The 23963-nt window shown below is 71.7% G+C and carries 23 protein-coding genes; 17 read left to right on the top strand and 6 right to left on the bottom strand.

Annotated features, from left to right (window positions below):
* Window positions 1-53 precede the first annotated feature (53 nt).
* From SSP29_RS03220 to SSP29_RS03205, 4 genes are all read left to right on the top strand, one after another.
* A complete protein-coding gene (locus SSP29_RS03220; protein WP_089098898.1) occupies window positions 54-3539 on the top strand; it encodes an ATP-dependent DNA helicase in 3486 nt (1161 codons plus the stop codon).
* A 10-nt stretch (window positions 3540-3549) separates the two neighbouring features.
* Window positions 3550-4953, top strand: coding sequence for a dipeptidase (locus SSP29_RS03215; protein WP_089098897.1), 1404 nt, complete (start codon window positions 3550-3552; stop codon window positions 4951-4953).
* 155 nt (window positions 4954-5108) lie between these two features.
* Entirely contained in the window at window positions 5109-6053 is a 945-nt protein-coding gene (nudC, locus tag SSP29_RS03210; protein WP_089098896.1) for an NAD(+) diphosphatase, read from the top strand.
* A 10-nt stretch (window positions 6054-6063) separates the two neighbouring features.
* Window positions 6064-6666 carry a class I SAM-dependent methyltransferase gene (locus SSP29_RS03205; RefSeq protein ID WP_089098895.1) on the top strand — a complete coding sequence of 201 codons (603 nt, stop codon included), beginning with the start codon at window positions 6064-6066 and terminating at the stop codon, window positions 6664-6666.
* A 52-nt stretch (window positions 6667-6718) separates the two neighbouring features.
* Here the strand turns inward: SSP29_RS03205 and SSP29_RS03200 are convergent, their stop codons facing one another.
* Window positions 6719-6961: a mycoredoxin gene (locus SSP29_RS03200; RefSeq protein ID WP_089098894.1), complete on the bottom strand. Its 243-nt coding sequence runs from the start codon at window positions 6959-6961 to the stop codon at window positions 6719-6721.
* Between the two features lie 202 nt (window positions 6962-7163).
* On the opposite strand from SSP29_RS03200, the gene SSP29_RS03195 reads away from it, so the two are divergent.
* The 5 genes from SSP29_RS03195 to SSP29_RS52435 all read left to right on the top strand — a co-directional run bounded on the left by SSP29_RS03195 (window position 7164) and on the right by SSP29_RS52435 (window position 11049).
* On the top strand, window positions 7164-9359 hold the full coding sequence (locus SSP29_RS03195; protein WP_174855916.1) for an ATP-dependent DNA helicase UvrD2: 2196 nt from the start codon (window positions 7164-7166) through the stop codon (window positions 9357-9359).
* Window positions 9360-9523: 164 nt separating this feature from the next.
* Window positions 9524-9838 (top strand): hypothetical protein, encoded by a 315-nt coding sequence (locus SSP29_RS03190; RefSeq protein ID WP_089098892.1) that lies wholly within the window; start codon window positions 9524-9526, stop codon window positions 9836-9838.
* Between the two features lie 172 nt (window positions 9839-10010).
* A complete protein-coding gene (locus tag SSP29_RS54895) occupies window positions 10011-10379 on the top strand; it encodes a WhiB family transcriptional regulator (RefSeq protein WP_010984500.1) in 369 nt (122 codons plus the stop codon).
* Window positions 10376-10702 carry a putative WhiB-interacting protein gene (locus SSP29_RS03180; protein WP_089098891.1) on the top strand — a complete coding sequence of 109 codons (327 nt, stop codon included), beginning with the start codon at window positions 10376-10378 and terminating at the stop codon, window positions 10700-10702. The genes SSP29_RS54895 and SSP29_RS03180 overlap by 4 nt, the downstream gene beginning before the upstream one ends.
* Window positions 10703-10836: 134 nt before the next feature.
* Window positions 10837-11049: a hypothetical protein gene (locus tag SSP29_RS52435; protein WP_145968842.1), complete on the top strand. Its 213-nt coding sequence runs from the start codon at window positions 10837-10839 to the stop codon at window positions 11047-11049.
* 10 nt (window positions 11050-11059) lie between these two features.
* Here the strand turns inward: SSP29_RS52435 and SSP29_RS03175 are convergent, their stop codons facing one another.
* Window positions 11060-12433, bottom strand: a complete 1374-nt coding sequence (locus tag SSP29_RS03175) for an ABC1 kinase family protein (RefSeq protein WP_089098890.1) — start codon at window positions 12431-12433, stop codon at window positions 11060-11062.
* A complete protein-coding gene (locus SSP29_RS03170; RefSeq protein ID WP_089098889.1) occupies window positions 12426-13631 on the bottom strand; it encodes a TOMM precursor leader peptide-binding protein in 1206 nt (401 codons plus the stop codon). Before SSP29_RS03170 ends, SSP29_RS03175 begins: the two co-directional genes overlap by 8 nt.
* Before the next feature lie 226 nt (window positions 13632-13857).
* Between SSP29_RS03170 and SSP29_RS03165 the strand changes: the two genes are divergently transcribed.
* From SSP29_RS03165 to SSP29_RS03150, 4 genes are all read left to right on the top strand, one after another.
* Window positions 13858-14454 carry a M48 metallopeptidase family protein gene (locus SSP29_RS03165; protein ID WP_089098888.1) on the top strand — a complete coding sequence of 199 codons (597 nt, stop codon included), beginning with the start codon at window positions 13858-13860 and terminating at the stop codon, window positions 14452-14454.
* Window positions 14455-14591: 137 nt separating this feature from the next.
* Window positions 14592-16244 (top strand): TerD family protein, encoded by a 1653-nt coding sequence (locus SSP29_RS03160; protein WP_089098887.1) that lies wholly within the window; start codon window positions 14592-14594, stop codon window positions 16242-16244.
* 11 nt (window positions 16245-16255) lie between these two features.
* Window positions 16256-16936 (top strand): AIM24 family protein, encoded by a 681-nt coding sequence (locus tag SSP29_RS03155; protein WP_089098886.1) that lies wholly within the window; start codon window positions 16256-16258, stop codon window positions 16934-16936.
* Between the two features lie 17 nt (window positions 16937-16953).
* The gene (locus SSP29_RS03150; protein WP_089098885.1) at window positions 16954-17709 is read left to right on the top strand and encodes an AIM24 family protein; all 756 of its coding nucleotides are present in this window, start codon (window positions 16954-16956) and stop codon (window positions 17707-17709) included.
* Between the two features lie 96 nt (window positions 17710-17805).
* Here the strand turns inward: SSP29_RS03150 and SSP29_RS03145 are convergent, their stop codons facing one another.
* Window positions 17806-18327, bottom strand: coding sequence for an NUDIX hydrolase (locus SSP29_RS03145; protein WP_089098884.1), 522 nt, complete (start codon window positions 18325-18327; stop codon window positions 17806-17808).
* Entirely contained in the window at window positions 18324-19760 is a 1437-nt protein-coding gene (locus tag SSP29_RS03140; protein ID WP_089098883.1) for a zinc-dependent metalloprotease, read from the bottom strand. Before SSP29_RS03140 ends, SSP29_RS03145 begins: the two co-directional genes overlap by 4 nt.
* A 192-nt stretch (window positions 19761-19952) precedes the next feature.
* Here SSP29_RS03140 and SSP29_RS03135 point away from each other — a divergent pair, with 192 nt between their 5' ends.
* The 4 genes from SSP29_RS03135 (at window position 19953) to SSP29_RS03120 (ending at window position 23301) form a co-directional block, all read left to right on the top strand.
* A complete protein-coding gene (locus tag SSP29_RS03135; RefSeq protein ID WP_089098882.1) occupies window positions 19953-21065 on the top strand; it encodes an SDR family oxidoreductase in 1113 nt (370 codons plus the stop codon).
* Between the two features lie 335 nt (window positions 21066-21400).
* Window positions 21401-21862, top strand: coding sequence for a molybdenum cofactor biosynthesis protein MoaE (locus tag SSP29_RS03130; RefSeq protein WP_089098881.1), 462 nt, complete (start codon window positions 21401-21403; stop codon window positions 21860-21862).
* 98 nt (window positions 21863-21960) lie between these two features.
* Window positions 21961-22143, top strand: coding sequence for a hypothetical protein (locus SSP29_RS03125; protein WP_145968841.1), 183 nt, complete (start codon window positions 21961-21963; stop codon window positions 22141-22143).
* Window positions 22144-22203: 60 nt separating this feature from the next.
* On the top strand, window positions 22204-23301 hold the full coding sequence (locus SSP29_RS03120) for a YlbL family protein (protein ID WP_150133456.1): 1098 nt from the start codon (window positions 22204-22206) through the stop codon (window positions 23299-23301).
* 78 nt (window positions 23302-23379) lie between these two features.
* On the opposite strand, the gene SSP29_RS03115 is transcribed toward SSP29_RS03120, so the two are convergent.
* Complete coding sequence (locus SSP29_RS03115) at window positions 23380-23922, bottom strand: PPA1309 family protein (RefSeq protein ID WP_150133455.1); 543 nt, start codon at window positions 23920-23922, stop codon at window positions 23380-23382.
* Between the last annotated feature and the right edge of the window lie 41 nt (window positions 23923-23963).

Genomic DNA, 23963 nt, shown 5'->3' with positions numbered 1-23963 from the left:
ATCGATTGCGCTGTTTTATCGATTGTCAGTGCCCGCCGCTAGCCTCTTTCCTCATGCCCGCCCGTATCACCGACCCCGAGCAGCTCAAAGAGCTCCTCGGCATCCCGTTCACCCCGGAGCAGACGGCCTGCATCACCGCGCCGCCCGCCCCGCAGGTGATCGTGGCCGGAGCCGGTTCGGGCAAGACGACGGTGATGGCGGCCCGCGTGGTCTGGCTCGTCGGCACCGGGCAGGTGGCCCCGGAGCAGGTCCTCGGCCTGACCTTCACCAACAAGGCGGCCGGTGAGCTCGCCGAACGCGTCCGCAAGGCACTCGTCAGGGCCGGCGTCACCGACCCCGATGTCATCGGCCCGGACCACCCGCCCGGCGAGCCGGTCATCTCCACCTACCACGCCTTCGCCGGCCGGCTGCTGACCGACCACGGCCTGCGCATCGGCCTGGAGCCGACCTCCCGACTGCTCGCCGACGCCACCCGCTACCAGCTCGCCGCGCGCGTGCTGCGCGAGGCCCCCGGCCCCTACCCGGCCCTCACCCGCTCCTTCGCCGACCTGGTCAGCGACCTGCTCACCCTCGACTCCGAGCTCGCCGAACACCTGGTGCGCCCCGAGGACCTGCGGGCCTGGGACGCCGGTCTGCTGAACACCCTGGCAGGCGTCAAGCTCGGCAACGCCGACCTGCGCAAGGTCCCCGAGACGGCCGCCGCGCGCCGGGAACTGGCCGAGCTGGTCCTGCGCTACCGGGCCGCCAAGCGCGAGCGGGACCTGCTCGACTTCGGCGACCAGATCGCGCTGTCCGCGGCGCTGGCCGGCATCGCCGAAGTGGGCCGGCTGCTGCGCGACGAGTTCCGGGTCGTACTCCTCGACGAGTACCAGGACACCTCGGTCGCCCAACGCGTACTGCTGGCGGGCCTGTTCGGCGGCGGCACCGGCCACCCCGTGACCGCGGTCGGCGACCCCTGCCAGGCCATCTACGGCTGGCGCGGCGCCTCCGTCGCCAACCTGGACGACTTCCCCGAGCACTTCGCGCACGCAGACGGGCGCCCGGCCACCCGCCAGGCGCTCAGCGAGAACCGCCGCAGCGGCGGCCGCCTCCTCGACCTCGCCAACGGCCTCGCCGAGCCGCTGCGCGCCCTGCACGCGGGCGTGGAGGCCCTCCGTCCCGCTCCGGGCGCCGAGCGGGACGGCACGGTCCGCTGCGCCCTGCTGCGCACCCACGCCGAGGAGATGGACTGGATCGCCGACTCGGTCGCCCACCTCGTCCGCACCGGCACCGCCCCCGGCGAGATCGCGGTCCTGTGCCGCACGGCGACCGACTTCGCGGAGATCCAGGGCGCCCTCGTCGCCCGCGACGTCCCCGTCGAGGTGGTCGGTCTCTCCGGGCTGCTGCACCTGCCCGAGGTCGCCGACCTCGTCGCCGTCTGCGAGGTGCTCCAGGACCCGGGCGCCAACGCCTCCCTGGTCCGGCTGCTGACCGGCCCGCGCTGGCGCATCGGCCCGCGCGACCTCGCCCTCCTCGGCCGCCGCGCCCGGCGGCTGGTGTCCCACGCGCGCGTGGGCGACGCCGACGACGCGGACCGCAGGCTCGCCGAGGCCGTCGAGGGGGTCGACCCCGCCGAGGTGATTTCCCTCGCGGACGCCCTGGACACGTTCCTGGAGCTGCCGTTCGACGGCGACCGGCCCGGACAGGGGGACGACGGGCTGCCGTTCTCGCCGGACGCGCGCGTGCGCTTCGCCCGGCTCGCCACCGAGCTGCGCGAGCTGCGCCGCTCCCTGTCCGACCCGCTGATGGACGTCCTGCACCGCGTCCTCGCGGTCACCGGCCTGGAGGTGGAGCTGTCGGCGTCCCCGCACGCGCTGGCCGCCCGCCGCCGCGAGACCCTGTCCAACTTCCTGGACGTCGCCGCCTCCTTCGCGGCGGGCGACCAGGAGGCGACCCTGCTCGCCTTCCTCGGCTTCCTGCGCACCGCCGCCCAGTACGAGAAGGGCCTCGACAACGCCCTGCCCGGCGGCGAGAACACCGTCAAGGTCCTCACCGCGCACAAGTCCAAGGGCCTGGAGTGGGACGTCGTCGCCGTCCCCGGACTGGTCAAGGGCACCTTCCCGAGCAGCCAGGGCCGCGAGAAGTGGACCGCCCAGGCCAAGGTGCTCCCGCACGCCCTGCGCGGCGACACCGCCACCCTGCCCGACGTCGAGGCCTGGGACTCGCGGGGCATGAAGGCCTTCCACGAGGCCATGAAGGACCACCAGCACACCGAGGAACTCCGCCTCGGCTACGTCACCTTCACCCGGCCCCGCTCCCTGCTCCTCGGCTCCGGCCACTGGTGGGGCCCCAGTCAGAAGAAGCCGCGCGGCCCCTCCGACTTCCTCCAGGCCCTCTACGACCACTGCGCCGGCGGACACGGCGAGATCGAGGCCTGGACCGACGAGCCGGAGGAGGACGAGGAGAACCCGGCCCTGCACACGGCGAGCGCCGACCAGGTGTGGCCGCTGCCCCTGGACGCGGCTGCCCTGGCCCGCCGCCGAGCGGCCGCCGAGACCGTGCTCGCCCACCTGGACGCCCTCAACGCCGAGGCGGACGGAGGCGCTCCCGCCGGCCACGACCCGGCCGCCGGCGAGGACCCGGACTGGCCCCCGCCGCCCGAGGACGACGAGCCCGAACCCTACGAGGACGCCTTCGCGGACCCGGACGCCGCCGACTGGGACTCCTGGAGCACCGACCGCCCGACGGTCCCGCACCAGGCCACGCCCGCCGAGCACATGCCCGCCGAGCGCACGCCCCCGCGCACACCGGCACCCGAGCGCACCCCCCTCACCCCCGAGGAAGCCCGCGCCGTCGCCTCCTGGGACCGCGACCTCGACGCGCTCACCGGCGAGCTGCTGCGCGCCCGCCGGAACGTCACCGACGTCCCCCTGCCGGCCACGCTGTCCGCGACCCAGCTGATGCGGCTGGCCGAGGACCCGGACGGGCTCGCGCAGGAACTCGCGCGCCCCATGCCACACCCTCCGCAGCCCGCCGCGCGCCGGGGCACCCGCTTCCACGCCTGGGTCGAGGCACGCTTCGAGGAGCTCACGCTGCCCATGCTGGAGCCCGACGAGCTGCCCGGCAGCGACGCCGAGATCGCCGACGAACGCGACCTCGAAGCCCTCAAGGAGGCCTTCGAACGCACCGAGTACGCGCACCGCACGCCCTACCGCGTCGAGGCCCCCTTCCAGCTCTCCCTCGCGGGCCGGGTCGTCAGGGGCCGTATCGACGCCGTCTACCGGACGGACCACGGCGACGGGGCGACGTACGAGATCGTCGACTGGAAGACCAGCCGCACCCGCGCCGCCGACCCGCTCCAGCTGGCGATCTACCGGATCGGCTGGGCCGAGCAGCAGGGCGTGCCGCCCGAGTCGGTCACGGCCGCGTTCGTGCACGTGCGCACCGGCGAGGTCGAACGCCCCGACGGCCTGCCGGACCGGGCCGCCCTGGAAAGGCTGATCGTCGGACAAGCCGAGTGTGACGAACCGCCCGCCGAGGATGTCGGTCCGGGCCGATAGGCTCGTGACCATGAGCCAGACCCCGGACAGCGCCGTCCGTACGTACATCGAGCAGCACCGCACCGCCTTCCTCGCCGACCTCGCCGAGTGGCTGCGCATCCCCTCCGTGTCGGCCCAGCCCGACCACGCCCCCGATGTACGCCGCAGCGCCGACTGGCTCGCCGCCAAACTGACGGAGACCGGCTTCCCGACCGCCGAGGTCTGGGAGACACCGGGCTCCCCGGCGGTCTTCGCCCAGTGGCCCGCCGACGACCCCGAGGCGCCCACGGTCCTCGTCTACGGCCACCACGACGTGCAGCCCGCCGCCCGCGAGGACGGCTGGGACAGCGACCCCTTCGAGCCCGTCGTCCGCGAGAACCGCCTCTACGCGCGCGGGGCGGCCGACGACAAGGGCCAGGTGTTCTTCCACACACTCGGTGTCCGTGCCCACCTCGCCGCCACCGGCCGCACGGCCCCCGCGGTCAACCTGAAGCTGCTGATCGAGGGCGAGGAGGAGTCCGGCTCCCCGCACTTCCGCGCTCTCGTCGAGGAGCACGCCGAGCGGCTCGCCGCCGACGCCGTGATCGTCTCCGACACCGGCATGTGGTCCGAGGACACCCCCACGGTGTGCACGGGCATGCGCGGGCTCGCCGAGTGCGAGATCGTCCTGCACGGCCCCGACCAGGACATCCACTCCGGCGCCTTCGGCGGCGCCGTCCCCAACCCGGCCACCGTCGCCGCCCGCCTGGTCGCCGCGCTGCACGACGAGCACGCGCGCGTGGCGATCCCCGGCTTCTACGACGGCATCGTGGAGCTGAGCGACCGCGAACGGCAGCTCTGGGCCGAGCTGCCGTTCGACGAGCAGAGCTGGCTGCGCGAAGCGCATTCGTACGCCACCGAGGGCGAGGCCGGGCACACCACCCTGGAGCGTGTCTGGGCCCGCCCCACCGCCGAGGTCAACGGCATCGGCGGCGGCTACCAGGGCCCCGGCAGCAAGACGATCATCCCGTCCTCGGCGCTGCTGAAGCTGTCGTTCCGGCTGGTCGCCGGGCAGGACCCCGACCGCATCGAGAAGATCGTCCACGCCTGGGCCGCCGAACGGATCCCCGCCGGGATCCGGGCCGAGATCACGTTCCTGCCGGCCACGCGCCCGTGCCTGACCCCGCTCGACCACCCCGGTCTCCAGTCGCTGGCCCGCGCCATGGGCCGGGCCTTCGAGGGACCGGTCAGGTTCACCCGTTCGGGTGGCTCGGGGCCCGCCGCGGACCTCCAGGACGTCCTCGGCGCACCCGTCCTCTTCCTGGGCATCTCCGTCCCCTCCGACGGCTGGCACGCCCCGAACGAGAAGGTCGAGCTGGACCTCCTCCTCAAAGGCGTCGAGACCAGCGCCTACCTCTGGGGCGACCTCGCCGAGAACTGGCGCCATGCCCCCTGAGCCACCGACAGCGTCAGGAGCGGTACCGCCGACGGGGCACACTGGAAGGACCGTCCCGTCCGCCCCGCCCCCGCCCGACCCGGTCTCCTCCCGCCCTACGTCCCGCTGAACCGCCCGATGAAACATCCGTTGCACTGGGGGAGTTGGAAGCACCCGTGACCACCTGGACCGACCACACCGCCGACCGCCCCATCTCGCTCACCGCCCCGAGCGGCATCGACCGCGCCGCCCACCACCGGCTCGACGAGGCCTGGCTCGCGGCGGCGTGGAGCCACCCCGACACCCGCTGTTTCGTGGTCTCCGGCGGCCAGGTCCTCATCGACGAGACGCCCGAGGGCCGCACCGAACTCGTCATGACGCCCTCCTTCGAGGCCCCCCTCACCGAGGCGCACCGCTACTTCCTGGGCACCGACGAGGACGGCGTCAGCTACTTCGCCCTCCAGAAGGACGCCCTGCCCGGCCGCATCGACCAGTCCGCGCGCCCCGCGGGCCTGCGCGAGGCCGGACTGCTGCTGTCACCGCGCGACGTGGGCCTGATGGTGCACGCGGTCGGCCTGGAGAACTGGCAGCGCACCCACCGCTTCTGCTCCCGCTGCGGCGAGCGCACGGTCATCGCCGCCGCCGGCCACATCCGCCGCTGCCCCGCCTGCGGTGCCGAGCACTACCCGCGCACCGACCCCGCCGTGATCATGGCCGTCACCGACGAGGACGACCGCATCCTGCTCGGCCGCCAGGTCCACTGGCCCGAGGGCCGCTTCTCCACGCTCGCCGGCTTCGTGGAGCCCGGCGAGTCCATCGAGCACGCGGTACGCCGCGAGGTCTTCGAGGAGGCCGGGATCACCGTCGGCCCGGTCGAGTACGTCGCCAGCCAGCCCTGGCCGTTCCCGTCCAGCCTGATGCTCGGCTTCATGGCCCGCGCCACCTCGACCGAGATCAACGTCGACGGCGACGAGATCCACGAGGCCCGCTGGTTCTCCCGCGACGAACTCGGCGCAGCCTTCGACTCCGGCGACGTCCTGCCGCCGTACGGCATCTCGATCGCGGCCCGCCTGATCGAGATGTGGTACGGCAAGCCGCTGCCGACGAGGAGCTTCGTCTGAGACGGCCGTCATGAGCACAGAGGAGTACTGGAACCACAACGTCCACTACCACCCCGTGGTGCTGGACGCGGTACCGGACGGCTGCCGCACCGCCCTGGACGTCGGCTGCGGTGACGGCCTGCTGGCCGCCAAGCTCGCGGCCAGGGCGCAGTCGGTGACCGGCGTGGACCGGTCGGCGGAGATGATCAGGCAGGCGCGCAAGCGGGCCCCCGCGAACGTCACCTTCCTGGAAGGCGACTACCTCGACGGCGCCGCCCTCGACGAGGAGGGCTACGACTTCGTCAGCGCGGTCGCCGTCCTCCACCACGCCCCCTTCGACGACGCGATCGACCGGCTGGTGGGACTGCTCGCGCCCGGCGGCCGGCTGGTCGTCGTCGGCATGGCACACGACCACACCCTGCTGGACCGGGTGATCAGTTGCTGCGGAGTCCCCGCGAACCTGCTGACCGCGCTTCGGCACGGCGGCGAGCAGGGCCCGGCCGAGATGCCCGTCGAGGACCCGATCATGACCTGGGGAGAGGTCCGGCAGTCCACCGCGCACCGGCTCCCCGGCCGCCGGTACCAACGGCGCCTGCTGTGGCGCTACACGCTGGTGTGGGACAAACCGGCCTGAACATGCGAAGGCGGCCCCTGATTGACTCAGGGGCCGCCGTGCGCCGGGAAACCTACGCGCCGACCTTCTGCTTCACCTGGGCCAGCGACGGGTTCGTGAGCGTCGAGCCGTCGGCGAAGAGCACCGTGGGGACCGTCTGGTTTCCGCCATTCGCCTTCTCCACGAACGCGGCCGACTCCGGGTCCTGCTCGATGTTGATCTCGGTGTAAGCGATGCCCTCGCGGTCCAGCTGGCTCTTGAGCCGGCGGCAGTAGCCGCACCACGTGGTGCTGTACATCGTCACAGTGCCCTGCATCTCGCTCGCACTCCTTCGGCAGGTCGGGGAAGGTCGTCCAGGAGAGGAACGTACGCAACCTGCCCGCCATTCCCGCAGCACGGGCCCCGAGCATTCCCGCAGCGCGGGCCCGAGCGTGACGCCTGCCGCATTAGTACGACTGCGTGGGGCTGCCTGTGGACAACCGGCACAGCCGTCCCGGGCGACCTGGCAGCATGGCCATGTGACAGCAGCAACGCACTCCTCCCTCTTCCCGCCGGTACCGGACTCTGCCGACGCGGTGCTCGAAGGGCTCGACCCCGAGCAGCGCGCGGTGGCGACCGCCCTGCACGGTCCCGTGTGCGTGCTGGCCGGAGCCGGTACCGGCAAGACCCGGGCGATCACCCACCGGATCGCCTACGGGGTGCGGGCCGGCATCCTCCAGCCGTCCAGCGTGCTCGCCGTCACCTTCACCAACCGCGCTGCCGGGGAGATGCGCGGCCGGCTGCGCCAGCTCGGCGCCCAGGGTGTGCAGGCCCGCACCTTCCACTCCGCGGCGCTGCGTCAGCTGCAGTTCTTCTGGCCGAAAGCGATCGGTGGGTCCCTGCCCCGGCTCGTCGACCGCAAGATCCAGCTCGTCGCCGACGCGGCCGCCGCCTGCCGCATCCGCCTCGACCGGGGCGAGCTGCGGGACGTCACCGCCGAGATCGAATGGTCCAAGGTCACCCGGACCGTCCCCGCCGACTACCCGCCGGCCGCCCTGAAGGCCGGCCGGGAGGCCCCCCGCGACCCCGCCGAGATCGCCCAGCTCTACTCGGTCTACGAGGACCTCAAGCGTGATCGCGGGGTCATCGACTTCGAGGACGTCCTGCTGCTGACCGTCGGCATCCTGCAGGACCGGCTCGACATCGCCGACCAGGTCCGCGCCCAGTACCAGCACTTCGTCGTCGACGAGTACCAGGACGTCAGCCCGCTCCAGCAGCGGCTGCTGGAACTGTGGCTCGGCGAGCGCGACAGCCTGTGCGTCGTCGGCGACGCGAGCCAGACCATCTACTCGTTCACAGGAGCAACTCCCGACCATCTGCTCGACTTCCGCACCCGCCACCCCGGGGCCACCGTCGTCAAGCTGGTCCGCGACTACCGCTCCACACCCCAGGTCGTCCACCTCGCCAACGGCCTGCTGGCCCAGGCCAGCGGACGGGCCGCCGACCACCGCCTGGAGCTGGTCTCCCAACGCCCCGCCGGACCCGAGCCCGTGTACACCGAGTACACCGACGAGCCCGCCGAGGCCGAGGGCGCCGCCCGCCGCATCCGGGAGCTGGTCGCCGCCGGGGTGCCGGCCGCCGAGATCGCCGTGCTGTTCCGCACCAACGCCCAGTCCGAGACGTACGAGCAGGCCCTCGCGGACGCCGGGGTGCCCTACCAGCTGCGCGGTGCCGAGCGGTTCTTCGACCGGCCCGAGGTGCGCAAGGCGGGCGTCGCCCTGCGCGCCGCGGCCCGCTTCGGCGGCAACGACGCGCTGCTCGACGACACCGTGGACCTGCCCTCGCAGGTGCGCGCGGTCCTCTCCGGGGAGGGCTGGACCACCTCGCCCCCGGCCGGCTCCGGCGCGGTCCGGGAGCGCTGGGAGTCGCTGGCCGCTCTGGTCAACCTCGCCCAGGACGTCGCCGCCGCCCGGCCCGCCGCCACCCTCGCCGACTTCGTCGCCGAACTCGACGAGCGCGCGGGCGCCCAGCACGCCCCGACCGTCCAGGGCGTCACCCTCGCCTCCCTGCACTCGGCGAAAGGCCTGGAGTGGGACGTCGTCTTCCTGGTGGGCGTCGCCGAGGGCATGATGCCGATCACCTATGCGAAGACCGACGAACAGATCGAGGAGGAGCGCCGGCTCCTCTATGTCGGCGTGACCCGCGCCAGGGAACGGCTGCATGTCTCCTGGTCCCTCTCCCGCACCCCCGGCGGCAGACCCGGCCGCAGGCCCAGCCACTTCCTGGACGGTCTGCGCCCCGGCTCCACCGGCACCGTCGGCCGGGCCGGCGGCGCCGGTGGCGGAGGCGTCGAACGCGGCTTCACCGGCGGCCCCGCGGCCGCACCCCGGCGCACCCAGCGCACCCCCGCCCGCTGCCGGGTCTGCGGACGCACGCTGACCGACGCCGGCGAGATGAAGCTGATGCGCTGCGACGGCTGCCCCTCCGACATGGACGAGGGCCTCTACGAGCGGCTGCGCGAGTGGCGTGCGGACCAGGCCCGGCTCAGCGGCCAGCCCGCCTTCTGCGTCTTCACCGACAGGACGCTGATGGCCATCGCCGAGAGCGCCCCGGACGACGACCGCGAGTTGGCCCGCATCCCTGGTGTCGGCACGCGCAAGCTCAACCGTTACGGCGCCGATGTTCTGGCCATCTGCGCAGGCCAGGAGCCCGAGGGAGAAGAAGTGGGGGGCTGATGCCAACTCGTCGAAAAAATAGTTTGCGCATGCCCCGGCAATCCCCATAGGTTCTAGGCACGGAAGCGGCGGCCTTCTCGAAGGCCCGGTTCCGTGTTGTACTTGCATATCCGAGCGGATCGGCTCAACACCGGTCCCCTAGACGCCGAGAGGAGGCGAGTCCAGTGATCAGCATCAAGACCAACATCAGCGCGGCCAAAATGACCGATCTCTCGGCCGTCTCCGTGTGCATGCTCGGCGTCTCGAACCTGGGCACCGGTCTGTCCGGCATTGCCGTGCGTCCGGCGTCCTCCGTTTCTCTCGCGGGTCTTCCTGTCCGTGAGCGGAATGAGCGACCGACCAAGGCACTGGAAGCAGTAGCGGCACGGGCGCAGGCCTATGCCTTTACGGCAGCCGGTGCCGGTAGCCGGAAGCAGACGACGCAGCACCACCTGATGTGGGCCTTCCGTGGGCCAGAACCCTGGAGTGATCCAGCCTGATCGATCAGGCCGGCGCCTTCAGGGCCGCGGAACCCCATCCGGGATCCGCGGCCCTTCTGTTTTCCCCGAACGGGGAGAGCGGAGCGAAGGGGCCTCGGGACAAGAGCAGAACCCGGTACCAGCCGCCAACCGGTCCAACCCGACCGGCACGACCAGACGAGGAAGAACAACCGTGCAACTCGAAGCGCACGCCCCGTCCGTACCGCCTTCCGAAACGATCCCCCCGCCCGGCCTCACGGAGGACTCCACCTTGATCCCGCTCACCGCGCTCACCGCGCTCGACGACGCCATCGAGAACCTCGGCGTACCCGTCCCCTGCCGCTCCTACGACCCGGAGGTCTTCTTCGCCGAGTCGCCGGCGGACGTCGAGTACGCCAAGTCCCTCTGCCGCACCTGCCCGCTGATCGAGGCCTGCCTCGCCGGGGCCAAGGAGAGGCGTGAGCCCTGGGGCGTCTGGGGTGGCGAGCTGTTCGTCCAGGGTGTCGTCGTCGCCCGCAAGCGGCCGCGTGGCCGCCCGCGCAAGAACCCGGTCACGGCATGAACATCCACGGAACGATCGACCGCCCCCTCACGCACGATCCCAAGAAGCAGGCCCCGATGAAGCCGTCCGTCAGCGAGCCCGCAGGCTCCGCGATCCCAGACTTCACCACCGCCGGTACCGCCACCGGCTCGCGTCAGAACAGGACCCGAGAGATGCAACTCATCCCAGAAGCCTTGGCTCGTGCGCATATGCACGAGCGACTGCACGAGGCCGAGCGGGAACGCCGGGCCGTGCGCCTGGCGACCGCTCGCCGGATGCAGCGCCGGGCCGAGCGCGCGTCGATGCGCGCCCGCCGTGCGCTCGCCATGGCCGTGATGCAGTAACCCAGTACACCTGAAGCGGTGGCCTCCCGACCCCGGGAGGCGAATGCTCCCCGCGGGGGCCGGTCCGGCCGAACGGACCGGCCCCCGCGGTGCGTTGTCCCGGCGGATCCGCGCCGCGGAGTTATCGTCACCGGGTGACAAGTCTTTCCGGAGGCAGTGATCACGGCGGCTCCACCACGGAGCCCCACCCGCTCGTGTGCGCCTGCTGCGGCACCCCGGCCGACGGCCCCCAGCCCACCACCTGGACGTGCTCCGTGGAGAACGGCGTCCGCCAGTTCTTCTGCGACACATGCTCCAGGGAGAACCTCAGAGCGATCGAGGGCCGGCTCGATTCGTCCTGGTGGTGAACACCGCCCCCTACTGCGCCTCCACGGCCGCCTCGGTCTCTTCTTCGAGCTCCTCGGGCACGAACCCGGGCAGCCACGCCTCCAGCTCCTCCCGCAGCCGTACCGTCGCACCCAGCTGGCACAGCACGCCGATGGTGCTCAGGGTCACCCGGTGTATGAGGAGGTAGGCCGGCGGCAGGTTGAGCTGCTTGCCCAGCTGGTGGGCGGGGTTGCGGGGGTCTGCGATGCGGGCCGCCTGGCTGCGCATCCAGTTGCGGGTGAAGGTGAACTCGTCGACCTGGGCCGGTTCGATGATCGGCAGCAGATAGTCCAGGACGGCGTCGGGGTCCAGCTCTATGGACTCCTTGACGAACCCTTCCGCGCACAGCAGCTCGTAGACCGCCTCGGCGTCACCGTCCAGCGTCATCCGCAGGGAGTCGCCGATCGGGCTGGGCAGGCCGCCGGAGAGGCGGTCGACGGTGCCGAAGTCCAGCACACCGAGGCGCCACTCCTCCTCGTCCTCCGGTGCACCGGGCAGCAGGCGGAAATTGCCGGGGTGCGGGTCGGCGTGCAGAAGGCCGGTGCGGGCCGGGCCCGAGAACAGGAACCGGGCCAGGAGCTGACCGGCCCGGTCGCGCTGCTCCTGGGTACCCGCCGAGATGATCTCGGAGAGCGGTATCCCGTCGATCCACTCCGTGACCAGGACCTGGTCGCACTGGTGCACCACCGCGGGCACCACCACATCGGGGTCGCCCTCGAACTCCTCCGCGTGCGCCGTCTGGGCCTGCGCCTCCAGGGAGTAGTCCAGCTCCTCGGAGACCCGGTCGCGCAGCTCCGCGATCAGCGGCTTGATGTCCATACCGGGGATCAGCGGACCCAACAGGCGGGCGAAGCGGCTCAGTTGTCCCAGGTCGGACAGGAGGGCCTCGCCGGCTCCCGGGTACTGCACCTTGACCGCCACCACCCGGCCGTCCTGCCACACCGCCCGGTGCACCTGACCGATCGAGGCCGCCGCCGAGGGCTTGTCCTCGAACTCCAGGAACAGCTCCCGCCAGTCCTCCCCGAGACGCTCGGTGAGCACCGAGTGCACGGTGCGGGTGGGCATCGGCGGCGCGGCGTCCTGGAGTTTCGTGAGAGCCGCCCGGTAGGGGCCGGCGACCTCCTCCGGGAGGGCCGACTCGAAGACGGACATGGCCTGCCCGAACTTCATCGCCCCTCCCTTCAACTCGCCCAGGACTTTGAACAGTTGCTCCGCGGTGCGCTGTTGCAGCTCCCGGCCGACGATCTCCGCGGACTCGCCCACGATGCGCTTGCCCAGACCCCAGGTCGCCCGGCCGGCGAAGCCGAGCGGGAGCGCGGCGAGCTTGGCGGTCCGGGTGACCGCCTTCCGGGGAAGATCAGACATGCGCCCTCCAAGTCCCAGTCGGCCGTGCCGCGTCCGCGTGCTGTCCTCGCTCCGCCGACGGCCGTTGCACCACCATTGTCGCGTGTGGATCCCCGTTGGTTGAGGAGTGTTCCCCCTTAGCTTTCTCCGCGGCCCCGCACGGGCATGCGGGGTGCGGCCAGACCGGCCGCGCGTGCCAGTGCAGAGCCGGCACGGACACCTCCCAGCGCGCCCCGGCGCCGGCCGGCGATTCTCCGTCGAGGAAGGCCAGGGCGTGCGAGGCGGCCAGCCCGGCCACGGCCGTCGCCAGCGTCAGATCGCAGGCGGCCACCCGGCGGGCCTGCCCGGACCGCCACTGGGCGATCAGGCGCGGCCAGGCCGGATCCCGGTCCGTGCGGTGCTCGTGCAGGCAGCGGGCGCACCCTGTCCCACCGGGCAGGACGAGGGGGCCGACCACGCCGGTGCCCTCCACGACTCCCGTGTAGAGATGGGGGGTCCCCGAGGCCATGAGCGGTTCGGCGGCGCGCGCGTCCGGGGCGTGCACCAGCACGTCGTCGCGCGGGGCGATGATCACCAGTGCGAGGCCCGGCTCCTCCGCCGACGGGTCCGGGCGGCGGGGCGGGCGGTCCGGGGCCGCCCGGCGGACGACTCTGCGCGCGGCCTCGTCGCGGCGCTCGCCGATCGCCTCCGCGGGCAGCCCGCCCGACGCCACGTCCCATGGCTGGACGCGACCCACGTCCCGCACGTCGACCTCGCCGACGCCCGCGCCCGACAGCAGCGCGGCCAGCGTGACACCGACCCGGCCCGCGCCCTGCACCCGCACCCGCAGCGCGCGCCGGGCCGCCAGCCGGCCGATCGCGCCACCGGGCTCCGGAGTGATCAGGGAGAGCGAGGCGAGATCGGGACGCAGCCGCTCCAGCACCTCCTTCTTCTCGCGCAACGCCTGCGCCGCCGGCCCGCCGCCGAGTGCGTCGTCGACGAGCCCGGCCCGGGACAGCCGTTCCACCAGAGCGTCGACATGACCGTCCGGCAGGTCCATGCGGCGTCCCTCCTCGCGCAGCAGCGCGAGCCCCCGGGCGCCGTTGAGCAGGTCCAGGAAGCTCCCGGTCGCCGTGTCCATCGGCCCCAGTGTCATCGCGTGCGCGGGAGTCATCCCGAACTGCACGGTGTTGAGATCGCGCCAGCCGCGCCGCAGCGCGGGCTTCACCAACGGATGCATGACAGGCCCCCGTATCTGTCGAAAGGTCACAGAACATCCCCGAGTGCCGATGGAGCCGGTCACGCTCCGCCGACGAGTGCCAGCATGCCCGGGCCTCCCGGTGGGTGCCGAAAGTTGTCCACAGGTAGTGGGTATTCGTCGTACAAATCAAACGCATGGTGGGGGATCGGCACCGAACCGTCCCGGACCCGGGACTTCCCGCATGTGCAGCGGGTAACGTCGGGGCGTGCCCGCCGACCCACTGCACCGCGCCGGAAAGCCACAGCGCAGCACGACGAGCCAGCCGCCCAGCGGCTTGGGGGCGAGCGCGATCGAGGTTCGCAGAAGCGCCCGGCGCCGCCGGACCGTTTCCGCGTACCGCGAGGGCGATCGCACCGTCGTGCTGATCCCCGCCCGGATGTCCGAGGCGGAGGAAAAACGCTGGGTGACCGTCATGCTCAACAAACTCGCCGCCCAGGAGAGCAGGCGAGTGCTGGGCGACGCCGAACTGGCCGAGCGCGCCGAGCGGCTGTCGGCCCAGTACTTCGGCGGCCGGGCCCGCCCCGCCTCGGTGCGCTGGGTCACCAACCAGAACACCCGCTGGGGCTCGTGCACCCCGTCCGAGGGCAGCATCCGTCTCTCGCACCGGCTCCAGGGCATGCCCGAGTACGTCGTCGACTACGTGCTCTGCCATGAACTGGCGCATCTGCTGGTGCCCGGGCACGGCCCCGGGTTCTGGCGGCTGCTGGAGGCGTACCCGCGGACCGAGCGGGCCCGCGGCTACCTCGAAGGGGTGGTCGCGGCCGACCGGCTGCCCCAGGTGCCCGGCGCGCGTGATGAGTGACACACCCCGGAAGCGCTCCCTCCGGGGTCGCTGAGCGCGGTTGTGTACCGGGTCTGTACCGACTTCTTCCGATGTCCGAGTTAGCCGTTAGCCTGGCGCGACGCACTCACATTCGGGATGGGGGACGGTCGTAACGCATGGCCAGGGAATTCCAACGCGGCCACAAGGCCAGGATCAGTGACCTCACGGCGGGCACGGATCTGTACGTAGGCGTGCAGATCGCCGGCCCCGGACTGACCTTCGACATCAGTTGCTTCGGCCTCGACGCCGACGAACGGCTGTCGGACGACCGGTACTTCGTCTTCTTCAACCAGCCGAAGTCGCCCGAGGAGTCCATCCAGCTGCTGGGTGCGCAGGCGGGCGACACCGAGTCCTTCCGGGTCACGCTGGACCGGATCCCGTCGCAGATCCAGAAGCTGGCGTTCACGGCGACCATCGACGGTGCCGGGCAGATGTCGCAGGTCGCGCCCGGATACATCCGGATCGTCGCGGGCGGCGAGGAGGTGGCCCGGTACTCCTTCAACGGCTCGGAGTTCTCCACCGAGCGCGCCGTGATGCTCGGCGACTTCTACCTGAAGGACGTGTGGCGCTTCGCCGCCGTCGGCCAGGGCTTCGACGGTGGTCTGGAGGCGCTCCTGAAGAACTTCGGCGGCGAGGTGGCGGAGGACGAGGCGCCCGCCGCGCCGGAACCGCAGCAGCCGCAGACCGGGTCCGCGCCCGGCTTCGCGCCGCCGGCGTTCGGGGCTCCCTCCGCGCCGACGCCGGCTCCCGCGTCCACCCCGACGCCCGCGCCCGCCCCCCAGGGCTTCACCCCGCCGCCGGCCCCCGGTCCGGTGCCGGCTTCGAACGTGCACCATGCGCCCACCATCATCGCCCCGTTGACCCCGTCGGCGCCCGGCATGGTGCCGCCCCCGTCCCCGGCGCCCGCACCCTACGGTCAGCCGCCCGCCCCGCCCGGCTACGGGCAGCACCCGGCGCCCCCGCAGGCTCCGGGCCCGCCGCCCGGATACCCGCAGGCGCCCCAGGCCCCGACCCCGCCCCCGGGCTACGGTCAGCAGCCGCCGTTCGGCCAGGTCCCCGTGCAGGGGCAGCAGACCTACGCGGTCCCGCAGGGCGCTCCCCAGGGCGGTGCCGGTGTCGGTGCGGCGCTCCAGAAGTTCAAGGAGACGCCCACCGGGCAGCGCTGGACCCCGCAGAACAGCAAGCTCATCCGCGTCGACCTCGGCATCGGCGGCCAGCCGGTGCTGGCCCGGCAGGGCAGCATGGTGCTCTACCAGGGCAAGGTCGACTTCAGCTACAAGGGCGCCGGATTCGCCGGCCGGATCGTCGGCAACGCCACCGGCCAGGAGATGCAGCTGATGCGCTGCACCGGCAACGGCCAGGTGTTCTACGCCGAGAACTCCGCGAATCTGCACCCCGTCGAACTCCAGGGTGACGCGATCTGCGTCTCCGCCGAAAGCGTCCTCGCCTTCGACGAGAGCCTCCAGTACGAGGTCCGCCGGATCGAGGGACACGGCATCCCCGGCGGCGCGCTGTTCACGATGCAGTTCCAGGGCACCGGCACGATCGTCGTCAAGACACACGGCACGCCCGTGGTGCTGCCCGTGACCCCGACGACCTTCGCCGACTGCAACGCGGTCGTCGCCTGGTCGGCCGCCTCGCAGGTGATCGTCTCCAGTCAGGTCCGGATGCGCCGCAACGCCTACCCGGGTGACACCGGAGAGAGCGTCAACCTCCAGTTCCGTGGCGCGCCCGGCAACTTCATCGTCGTCCAGCCGTACGAGGTCTGAGGGAGCCCGTCATGAACCAGCCGCTCGCGGGCTACGCCCCCGCACCCGTCACCGCCCGCATGGACAACCACGGCGACCACATGCTCAAGGTCGCCATGCAGACCGGGAACGACCTCCTCGCGCGCGTGGGGTCGATGGTCGCCTACGAGGGCTTCGTGCAGTACGAACCCAACCCGCCGGCCGTGCGCCAGATCGCCCGGGACTGGATGACCGGCGAAGGCGCGCCGCTGATGAAGTGCTCCGGCGACGGTCTGCTCTACCTCGCCGACTACGGCGCGAACGTCGTCGTCATCAACCTCAACGGCGACGGCATCTCCGTCAACGCCACCAACCTGCTCGCCTTCGACGCGCATCTGACGTGGGGCGTGGAGCGGGTCAAGGGCCTGGCGAAGTTCGCCGGTCAGGGCCTGTGGAACACCAAGATCTCCGGCCAGGGCTGGGTCGCGCTGACCTCCCGGGGCAAGCCGATCGTCGTCGACTGCGGAGGCGGCGAGGACGAGACGTACGTCGACCCGGACGCGCTGGTCGCCTGGTCCCCGAACCTCAAGGTCAAGGGCAAGCGCAGCTTCAAGGCGCAGTCGCTGATCGGCCGGGGCAGCGGCGAGGCCTACCAGATGGCCTTCTCCGGCCAGGGCATCGTCGTCGTCCAGCCCAGCGAGGACAGCACCGACCGCCTCCGGTTCCGGGGCTGAGGGGGAGTCAGGAAACCATGCAGAGCCCGCTTTTCGCCTTCAACGACTCCCAGGCCCCAGGCCGCTACAGCCTGCAGAACAAGCAGATGCTGCGGGTCGTCCTGGAGGGCCATGACGACATCCTCGCCCGCAAGGGCACCATGGTCGCCTACCAGGGGCTCGTCGAGTTCGACGCCGAGTACCAGGGCCACAACCAGGCACGCGCGCGTGCGTACACCGGCGAGGGCCTGGACCTGATGCGCTGCCACGGGCAGGGCACGGTCTACTTCGCCAACCTCGCCCAGCACATCCACGTCCTGGACGTCGAGCAGGACGGCCTGACCGTGGACAGCGGCTACGTCCTCGCCATGGACTCCTCGCTGCACTACGAGGTCGTCGCCGTCGACAGCCTCTACGGCATCTCCGGGTCCGGGAAGTACCAGCTCAACATCACCGGACGCGGCCAGGTCGCCCTGATGACCTCCGGCGCGCCGCTGCTGATGCAGGTCACGCCCGACAAGTACGTCAACTGCGACGCCGACGCGATCGTCGCCTGGTCCACCGGGCTGCGCGTCCAGATGCAGGCCCAGACGCACTCCTCGGGCGTGTGGCGGCGCCGGGGCAGCAGCGGGGAGGGCTGGGAGCTGAGCTTCATGGGAAGTGGCTTCGCGTTGGTCCAGCCGAGTGAACTGCTGCCTCCGCAGCACGCCCAGATCGGTCAGGGCGTCGCCGCCCAGTTCGGCATGGGCCAGCAGGGTGCGCGCGGCATGAACCAGGGCAACGTCTGGAGCTGAGAGCCCGAAAGGGCCCCTGAAGGGCCTGAAAGGTAAGGGGCGCCCACCAGTGCGGGCGCCCCTTACACATGCGCCGATGTCTCCAGAAGCTCCAGGTCAGAGCCGCGGGCGGGTCTCTTCCAGCAGCCGTACGACCGAGTCGTCGGCGACCTCCGGCACCTCGTCGTAGGCGAACCAGCGCAGGTCGAGGGACTCGTCGCTGATCGCGTGGGCGGCGCCCCGCGGGGCGAGGGCCGCGTACTGGACGTCGAAGTGCCAGTGACACGGCGCCGGGATCGGGTGCCGGTCCAGGCGGACCGGGCCGCCCGGCAGCAGCGTCAGCCCGGAGACGCCGGACTCCTCGGTCGCCTCCCGGAGGGCCGCCGCCGCCAGGGTGGTGTCGCCCGGCTCGCAGTGACCGCCCATCTGCAGCCACATCCGCAGTTTCCTGTGGAGGGTCAGCAGCACCCGGCCGTGCTCGGGGTCGACGACCAGCGCGCTCGCCGTGACATGGCCGGCGTGACAGGCCTTCCACATGCCGTCCGGGTGTGCCGCGAGGTGGTCCAGGTAGGCCTGGCGCAGCTCGTCCTGGCCCTCGTATCCCTTGAGGACGAGGACCGCGTCGTCGTACAGGCTCACTCGGTGTCGTCGCCCTTTGCCTGGTCCTCCTGGTCGTCCTTCTTGTGCAGGTCGGGCTTCTGCGCGGCCTCACCGAGCATCTTGTCGAGCTCGGAGAAGTCCAGCTGCTCGCGGTGGACGAAGCCGTCCGGGTCGTCCAGGTCGCTCGCCGTCGGCAGCATGTCGGGGTGCGCCCACAGCGCGTCCCGGCCGTCGACACCGCGCGCGTCCGTGAGCGAGGCCCACAGGCGGGAGGCGTCGCGCAGCCGGCGCGGGCGCAGCTCCAGGCCGATCAGGGTGGCGAAGGTCTGCTCCGCGGGGCCGCCCGTGGCGCGGCGGCGGCGCAGGGTCTCGCGGAGCGCGTCGGCGGACGACAGGCGCGGCTTCGCGGCCGCGTGGACCACCGCGTCGACCCAGCCCTCGACGAGCGCCAGAGCCGTCTCCAGACGGGCCAGGGCGGCCTTCTGCTCGGGCGTGTCCTCCGGCTGGAACATGCCCTGCTGGAGGGCGTCCTGGAGCTGCTCGGGGTTCTGCGGGTCGAACTGGCCGACCACGTCCTCCAGCTTGGCCGTGTCGACCTTGATCCCGCGCGCGTACCCGTCGACCGCGCCGAACAGGTGCGAGCGCAGCCACGGCACGTGCGCGAACAGGCGCTGGTGGGCCGCCTCGCGCAGCGCGAGGTACAGCCGCACCTCCTCCTTCGGCACGCCGAGGTCCTTGCCGAACGCCTCGATGTTCACCGGCAGCAGCGCGGCCTTGCCGGCCGGGCTCAGCGGCAGGCCGATGTCGGTCGAGCCGACGACCTCGCCCGCGAGCACGCCCACGGCCTGCCCGATCTGGGTGCCGAACATGGCGCCGCCCATCGAGCGCATCATGCCGATCAGCGGGCCGGCCATGGCCTGCATCTCCTCCGGCAGGACGTCGCCCATCGCGGCGCCGACCCGCTCGGCGACCGGGTCGACCAGCTCCTGCCAGGCGGGCAGCGTCGCCTCGACCCACTCCGCGCGCGACCACGCCACGGCCGAACCGGAACCGGACGGCAGCGACGTCGCGTCGTCCAGCCACAGGTCGGCCAGTCGGACGGCCTCCTGGACCGCGGTGCGCTCGGCGGGACCGACGCTCGCGTCCTTGACGCCGTCCGCGGTGCCCTGGGAGACCGTCTGGCGGGCGATCTGCTTGGCCATGTCCCAGTTCACCGGGCCGCCCTCGTACGAGAGCATCTGGCCCAGCTGCTGGAAGGCCGCGCCCAGGTCGGTGGGGTTCAGCGAACCGAACATGGCAGCGAACGGATTGTCGGCACCGGGGCCGCCGAAGCCGCCGCCTCCGGGCGTGCCGAAACCGAACGGGTTGGCCGGTCCCTGCCCACCACCGCTCTGCTGGTCCTTCTTCTTGCCCTCGTCGCCGTCTTCCGGCTCCTCCGGCGGAAGGCCGAAACCGAATGGGGTGTCACTCACGGGAATCCTCGGCTGGTAAGGCCACCGGTTCTCTCCGGCGGCGCGGCTGCCCGACAACACCACCCAGCGTAGACACCCCGACCCGATCGGGCCTCGGTGCTTCGCCGACAGTCGGCCTGCGGCAGGATGGATGCCACCTGGTACGTACGCGTCACACGCGCTCGTACTGAAGACAACCGCTGGAGACGCCCGGTGAGTTCCCCAGATCCGCAGGTTCGCGCAGCGCGAAACCACTCAACCCCTCCCGCGGTGCGCGGGCCCGTCGTCGCCGTGACCGGCGCCGCGACCGGGGTCGGCGCGCTGCTCACCGAGCGGCTGGCCGCGTCCCAGGAGATCAGACAGGTCATCGCCATCGACGAGCGGCGCGGGGAGTGCGCCGACGCCCAGTGGCACATCCTGGACGTGCGGGATCCGGCCATCGCGGACAAGCTCCGTGGGGCCGATGTGGTGGTGCATCTCGCGCTCGACCTTGATCTGGAGACCGATTCGGCCGCTCGTACGGCCTACAACGTGCGGGGGACGCAGACCGTGCTGACGGCGGCGGCCGCCGCCGGGGTGCACCGCGTGGTGCTGTGCACCTCCGCGATGGTCTACGGCGCGCTTCCGGACAACGAGCTGCCGTTGTCGGAGGATGCGGAGTTGCGTGCCACCGCGGAGGCCACCGGGGTCGGCGACCTGCTGGAGATCGAGCGGCTCGCACGCCGGGCGCCCCGCGCGCACCCCGGGCTCAATGTCACCGTCGTGCGCCCCGGGGTGCTGGTCGGGGGCACCGACACCGCGCTGACCAGGTACTTCGAGTCGCCTCGGCTGCTTGTCGTCGCGGGGTCGCGGCCCGCGTGGCAGTTCTGTCACGTCGAGGATCTGTGCAGCGCGCTGGAGTACGCCGTCCTGGAGAAGGTCGACGGGGAACTCGCCGTCGGCTGCGACGGGTGGCTGGAGCAGGAGGAGGTCGAGGAGCTCAGCGGGATCCGGCGGATGGAGCTGCCGTCGGCGGTGGCGCTGGGCGCCGCGGCTCGGCTGCACCGGATCGGGCTGACGCCGTCGCCGGCCGGGGATCTCGCGTACACGATGTATCCGTGGGTGGTGAGCGGGAGCCGGCTGCATGACGCCGGGTGGCGGCCGGGGTGGACGAACGAGGAGGTGCTGGCCGAGTTGCTGGAGGAGGTGGCCGGGCGGCACACGGTGGTGGGGCGGCGGCTGGGGCGCAAGGATGCGACGGCTGCCGGTGCGGCGGGAGCGACGGTCGCGTTGCTGGGGGCGGCGGCCGTGGTGCGGCGGGCTCGGAAGGCGCGGCGGCGGATCTGAGGGGGAGTTTCGCCCCCGCCGCCCCTACCCGTCCCGTCATCCAGGGGGCGGGCCCCCTTCGCCCCCCCGTCCCTGGGGGCGGCGCCCCCAGACCCCCGCTTCGGCCTGAACGGCCTCGTCCTCAAACGCCGGACGGGCTGGAGAGTGGGGGTGCGGGCCGGCTGTCGTCCTCGAACGTCGGACGGGCTGGAGAGTGGGGGTGCGGGCCGGCTGTCGTTCTCGATCGTCGGACGGGCTGGAAGACACCACACTGTACGAGTCTCCAAAGCCGTACGCGTGTGTGCCTGGTGATAGCGGTATTCCGTGTGGTCCTGGGCTTGCGGCACGATGGGGGTATGGCTGTTGTGAGTGATCATCCTGGGGAGCGGGGCGCCGTCGATCCCGTGAAGTTGATCGGGATTCGGGAGAGTGCGCTCTCCTTGGACGAGGTCTTCGCGGCCGTGGGGGACGACGCGGCCGGCGGGATCGCGCTGTTCGTGGGGACCGTGCGGAATCACGACGGGGGCGCTGACGTGGACGCGCTCGGCTATTCGTGTCATCCCAGTGCCGAGAGCGAGATGCGGCGGATCGCCGAGAAGGTCGTCGCCGAGTACCCGGTGCGGGCGCTGGCCGCCGTGCATCGGGTGGGGGACCTGCGGGTGGGTGATCTCGCTGTGGTCGTCGGCGTGTCGTGTCCGCATCGGGGCGACGCCTTTGAAGCCTGTCGGAAGCTGATCGACGACCTCAAGCACGAGGTGCCCATCTGGAAGCACCAGAAGTTCTCGGATGGGACGGAGGAATGGGTCGGGGCCTGCTGAAGGGCCCCTGTCCGGCCTCCGCTTGCGTAACCGTACCCCTCGCGTGAGCGTTGTCAGTGCGGGTGATTAATCTGCTGATCAGTCAGTCGCGGACGCTCATGAGGTTGGAGGTCGGCATGGCGGCGCTCGTCTGGTTGCTGATTCCGCTTGTGGCGGCGGTCGGTGCCGGTCTGTGGGGCAGCTGGGCCAACCGGACGAGGAGGGCGCGCAGCGACGGGCCGGAGCTCGACGGGTACGCGCGCTTCCGCGAGGCCATGGAGAAGTCCCGCTCCGGCGGCTGAGGCGCGTGTGACGGGTGGCCCTGACGGTGCGCTGACAGACCCGTCCCGTACTGTCTTTGCATGCCACGCCGCACCGCGACGATGCTCGCCTCCACTCTGATGCTGATCGCGCTCCTGTGCGCCGGAGTGCTCATCAACGTGCCGTACTCGGAGATGTCTCCCGGCCCGACCGTGAACACGCTCGGGGACCACGACGGCGAGCCGGTGCTGCAGATCTCCGGTCACAAGACCTACACGACCTCCGGGCATCTGAACATGACCACGGTGAGGGTCACCAGCGCCGACTACAAGATGAATCTTGTCGAGGCGGTCTACGGATGGCTCTCGCACGACAACAAGGTCGTGCCGCACGACACGCTGTACCCGGACGGCAAGACGGAGCAGCAGTCGACGCAGGAGAACGCCGAGGAGTTCAGCGAGTCCCAGGAGAGCGCGAAGGTCGCCGCCCTGAAGGAGCTGGATGTCCCGGTGAAGTCCTGGGTGATCGTGTCGACGGTCCTCAAGGGCTCGCCTTCCGAGGGCAGGCTGCACGCCGGTGACGTGATCAAGGCCGTCGACGGCACGGCGGTCAAGCAGCCGGCCGACGTCGCCACCCTGGTGACCAAGCACAAGCCCGGCGAGAAGGTCGTCTTCACCGTCGTCCCGGCCAAGGAGCAGGCCGCCGCCGTGAAGGCGAACAAGACGGCGACCAAGACGCAGAACGTCACCATCACCACCGCCACCTCCGACGACAGCGGCCAGAAGCGCGCCATCGTCGGGATCTCCGCCGGGACCGATCACACGTTCCCGTTCTCCATCGACATCAAGCTCGCCGATGTCGGCGGGCCGAGCGCGGGGCTGATGTTCTCGCTCGGGATCTACGACAAGCTCACCCCGGGCAGCCTCACCGGCGGCAAGTTCGTCGCCGGTACCGGCACGATCGACGACGACGGCAAGGTCGGTCCGATCGGCGGCATCTCGTTGAAGACCATCGGCGCGCGCAGCAAGGGCGCCCAGTACTTCCTGACCCCGGCAGACAACTGCGCCGAGGCCGCCAAGGACACCCCCGGCGGGCTCACCCTGGTCAAGGTCAAGACCATCGACGACGCCCTCGGCGCCCTCAAGGACATCCGCAGCGGAGACACCGGCGCCCTGCCGAAGTGCACCACCAAGGGCTGAGCCGGCGGATACGCGGCCGGGGGCGCCCTTCCTGACGAGGGGCGCCCCCGGTGCCCCGGGTGCGGTCCGGCGACGGTCTCAGTCCTCGAAGGTCGCCTTCAGCGCGTCCGCCAGGCCCGGGACCAGCTCGGGGCCGGTGAGGACCTCCGTCGGCGAGTCCTTCTCGCGCAGGCGTACCGCCGAGTCGCGGCTGCCGTCGCGCAGCACGGCAACCGTCATCCGGACCTCCTGGCGGTCGGGGTGGCTCGCCACCCACTTGGCCAGCCTGGCCTCGCTCATCCCCTCGGGGACCTGGGACTCGGCGGACGGCGGCAGCATCAGCCGCTCCACCGTGAGCGCGCAGCCGACCACCGCGTCCGGCCAGGCGATGGTGCCGAGGAACTCGTCCAGCCCCTTGTCCGTTGGCACTTCGTCCTGCTCGATCGGGGTGAGACCGGTGGTCGCGGGCTCGTCCTCCAGACCGAGCTGGGCGGCGAGAGCCGGTTCCTGGGTGCGCAGCCGTGCGGTGTCGACGAGGGCGAAGAGGCGAGCGGGCTGGTCCCAGCCGAGGCCGGAGGCGTACTCGTCGATCTCGAGGACGGCCCGGGTGAGCGGGTTCGCTGCCATGGGAGTGTTGGACATGGTCACAATCCTGCCTCGTTCATGGCCGGAATCGGGAACCG

This window comes from Streptomyces hyaluromycini, from assembly GCF_002217755.1.
Classification (GTDB): domain Bacteria; phylum Actinomycetota; class Actinomycetes; order Streptomycetales; family Streptomycetaceae; genus Streptomyces; species Streptomyces hyaluromycini.
The sequence above is the reverse complement of the archived record's forward strand: the minus strand, read 5'-3'. Positions and strand labels throughout refer to the sequence as shown.

What these genes read in the sequence shown, in the direction of transcription:
- SSP29_RS03220 (WP_089098898.1), top strand. Translation starts at nt 54, where the DNA reads ATGCCCGCCCGTATCACCGACCCCGAGCAGCTCAAAGAGCTCCTCGGC.
- SSP29_RS03215 (WP_089098897.1), top strand. Translation starts at nt 3,550, where the DNA reads ATGAGCCAGACCCCGGACAGCGCCGTCCGTACGTACATCGAGCAGCAC.
- SSP29_RS03205 (WP_089098895.1), top strand. Translation starts at nt 6,064, where the DNA reads ATGAGCACAGAGGAGTACTGGAACCACAACGTCCACTACCACCCCGTG.
- SSP29_RS03200 (WP_089098894.1), bottom strand. Translation starts at nt 6,961, where the DNA reads ATGCAGGGCACTGTGACGATGTACAGCACCACGTGGTGCGGCTACTGC.
- SSP29_RS03180 (WP_089098891.1), top strand. Translation starts at nt 10,376, where the DNA reads ATGAACATCCACGGAACGATCGACCGCCCCCTCACGCACGATCCCAAG.
- SSP29_RS03175 (WP_089098890.1), bottom strand. Translation starts at nt 12,433, where the DNA reads ATGTCTGATCTTCCCCGGAAGGCGGTCACCCGGACCGCCAAGCTCGCC.
- SSP29_RS03170 (WP_089098889.1), bottom strand. Translation starts at nt 13,631, where the DNA reads ATGCATCCGTTGGTGAAGCCCGCGCTGCGGCGCGGCTGGCGCGATCTC.
- SSP29_RS03160 (WP_089098887.1), top strand. Translation starts at nt 14,592, where the DNA reads ATGGCCAGGGAATTCCAACGCGGCCACAAGGCCAGGATCAGTGACCTC.
- SSP29_RS03155 (WP_089098886.1), top strand. Translation starts at nt 16,256, where the DNA reads ATGAACCAGCCGCTCGCGGGCTACGCCCCCGCACCCGTCACCGCCCGC.
- SSP29_RS03150 (WP_089098885.1), top strand. Translation starts at nt 16,954, where the DNA reads ATGCAGAGCCCGCTTTTCGCCTTCAACGACTCCCAGGCCCCAGGCCGC.
- SSP29_RS03130 (WP_089098881.1), top strand. Translation starts at nt 21,401, where the DNA reads ATGGCTGTTGTGAGTGATCATCCTGGGGAGCGGGGCGCCGTCGATCCC.
- SSP29_RS03125 (WP_145968841.1), top strand. Translation starts at nt 21,961, where the DNA reads ATGAGGTTGGAGGTCGGCATGGCGGCGCTCGTCTGGTTGCTGATTCCG.
- SSP29_RS03120 (WP_150133456.1), top strand. Translation starts at nt 22,204, where the DNA reads ATGCCACGCCGCACCGCGACGATGCTCGCCTCCACTCTGATGCTGATC.
- SSP29_RS03115 (WP_150133455.1), bottom strand. Translation starts at nt 23,922, where the DNA reads ATGTCCAACACTCCCATGGCAGCGAACCCGCTCACCCGGGCCGTCCTC.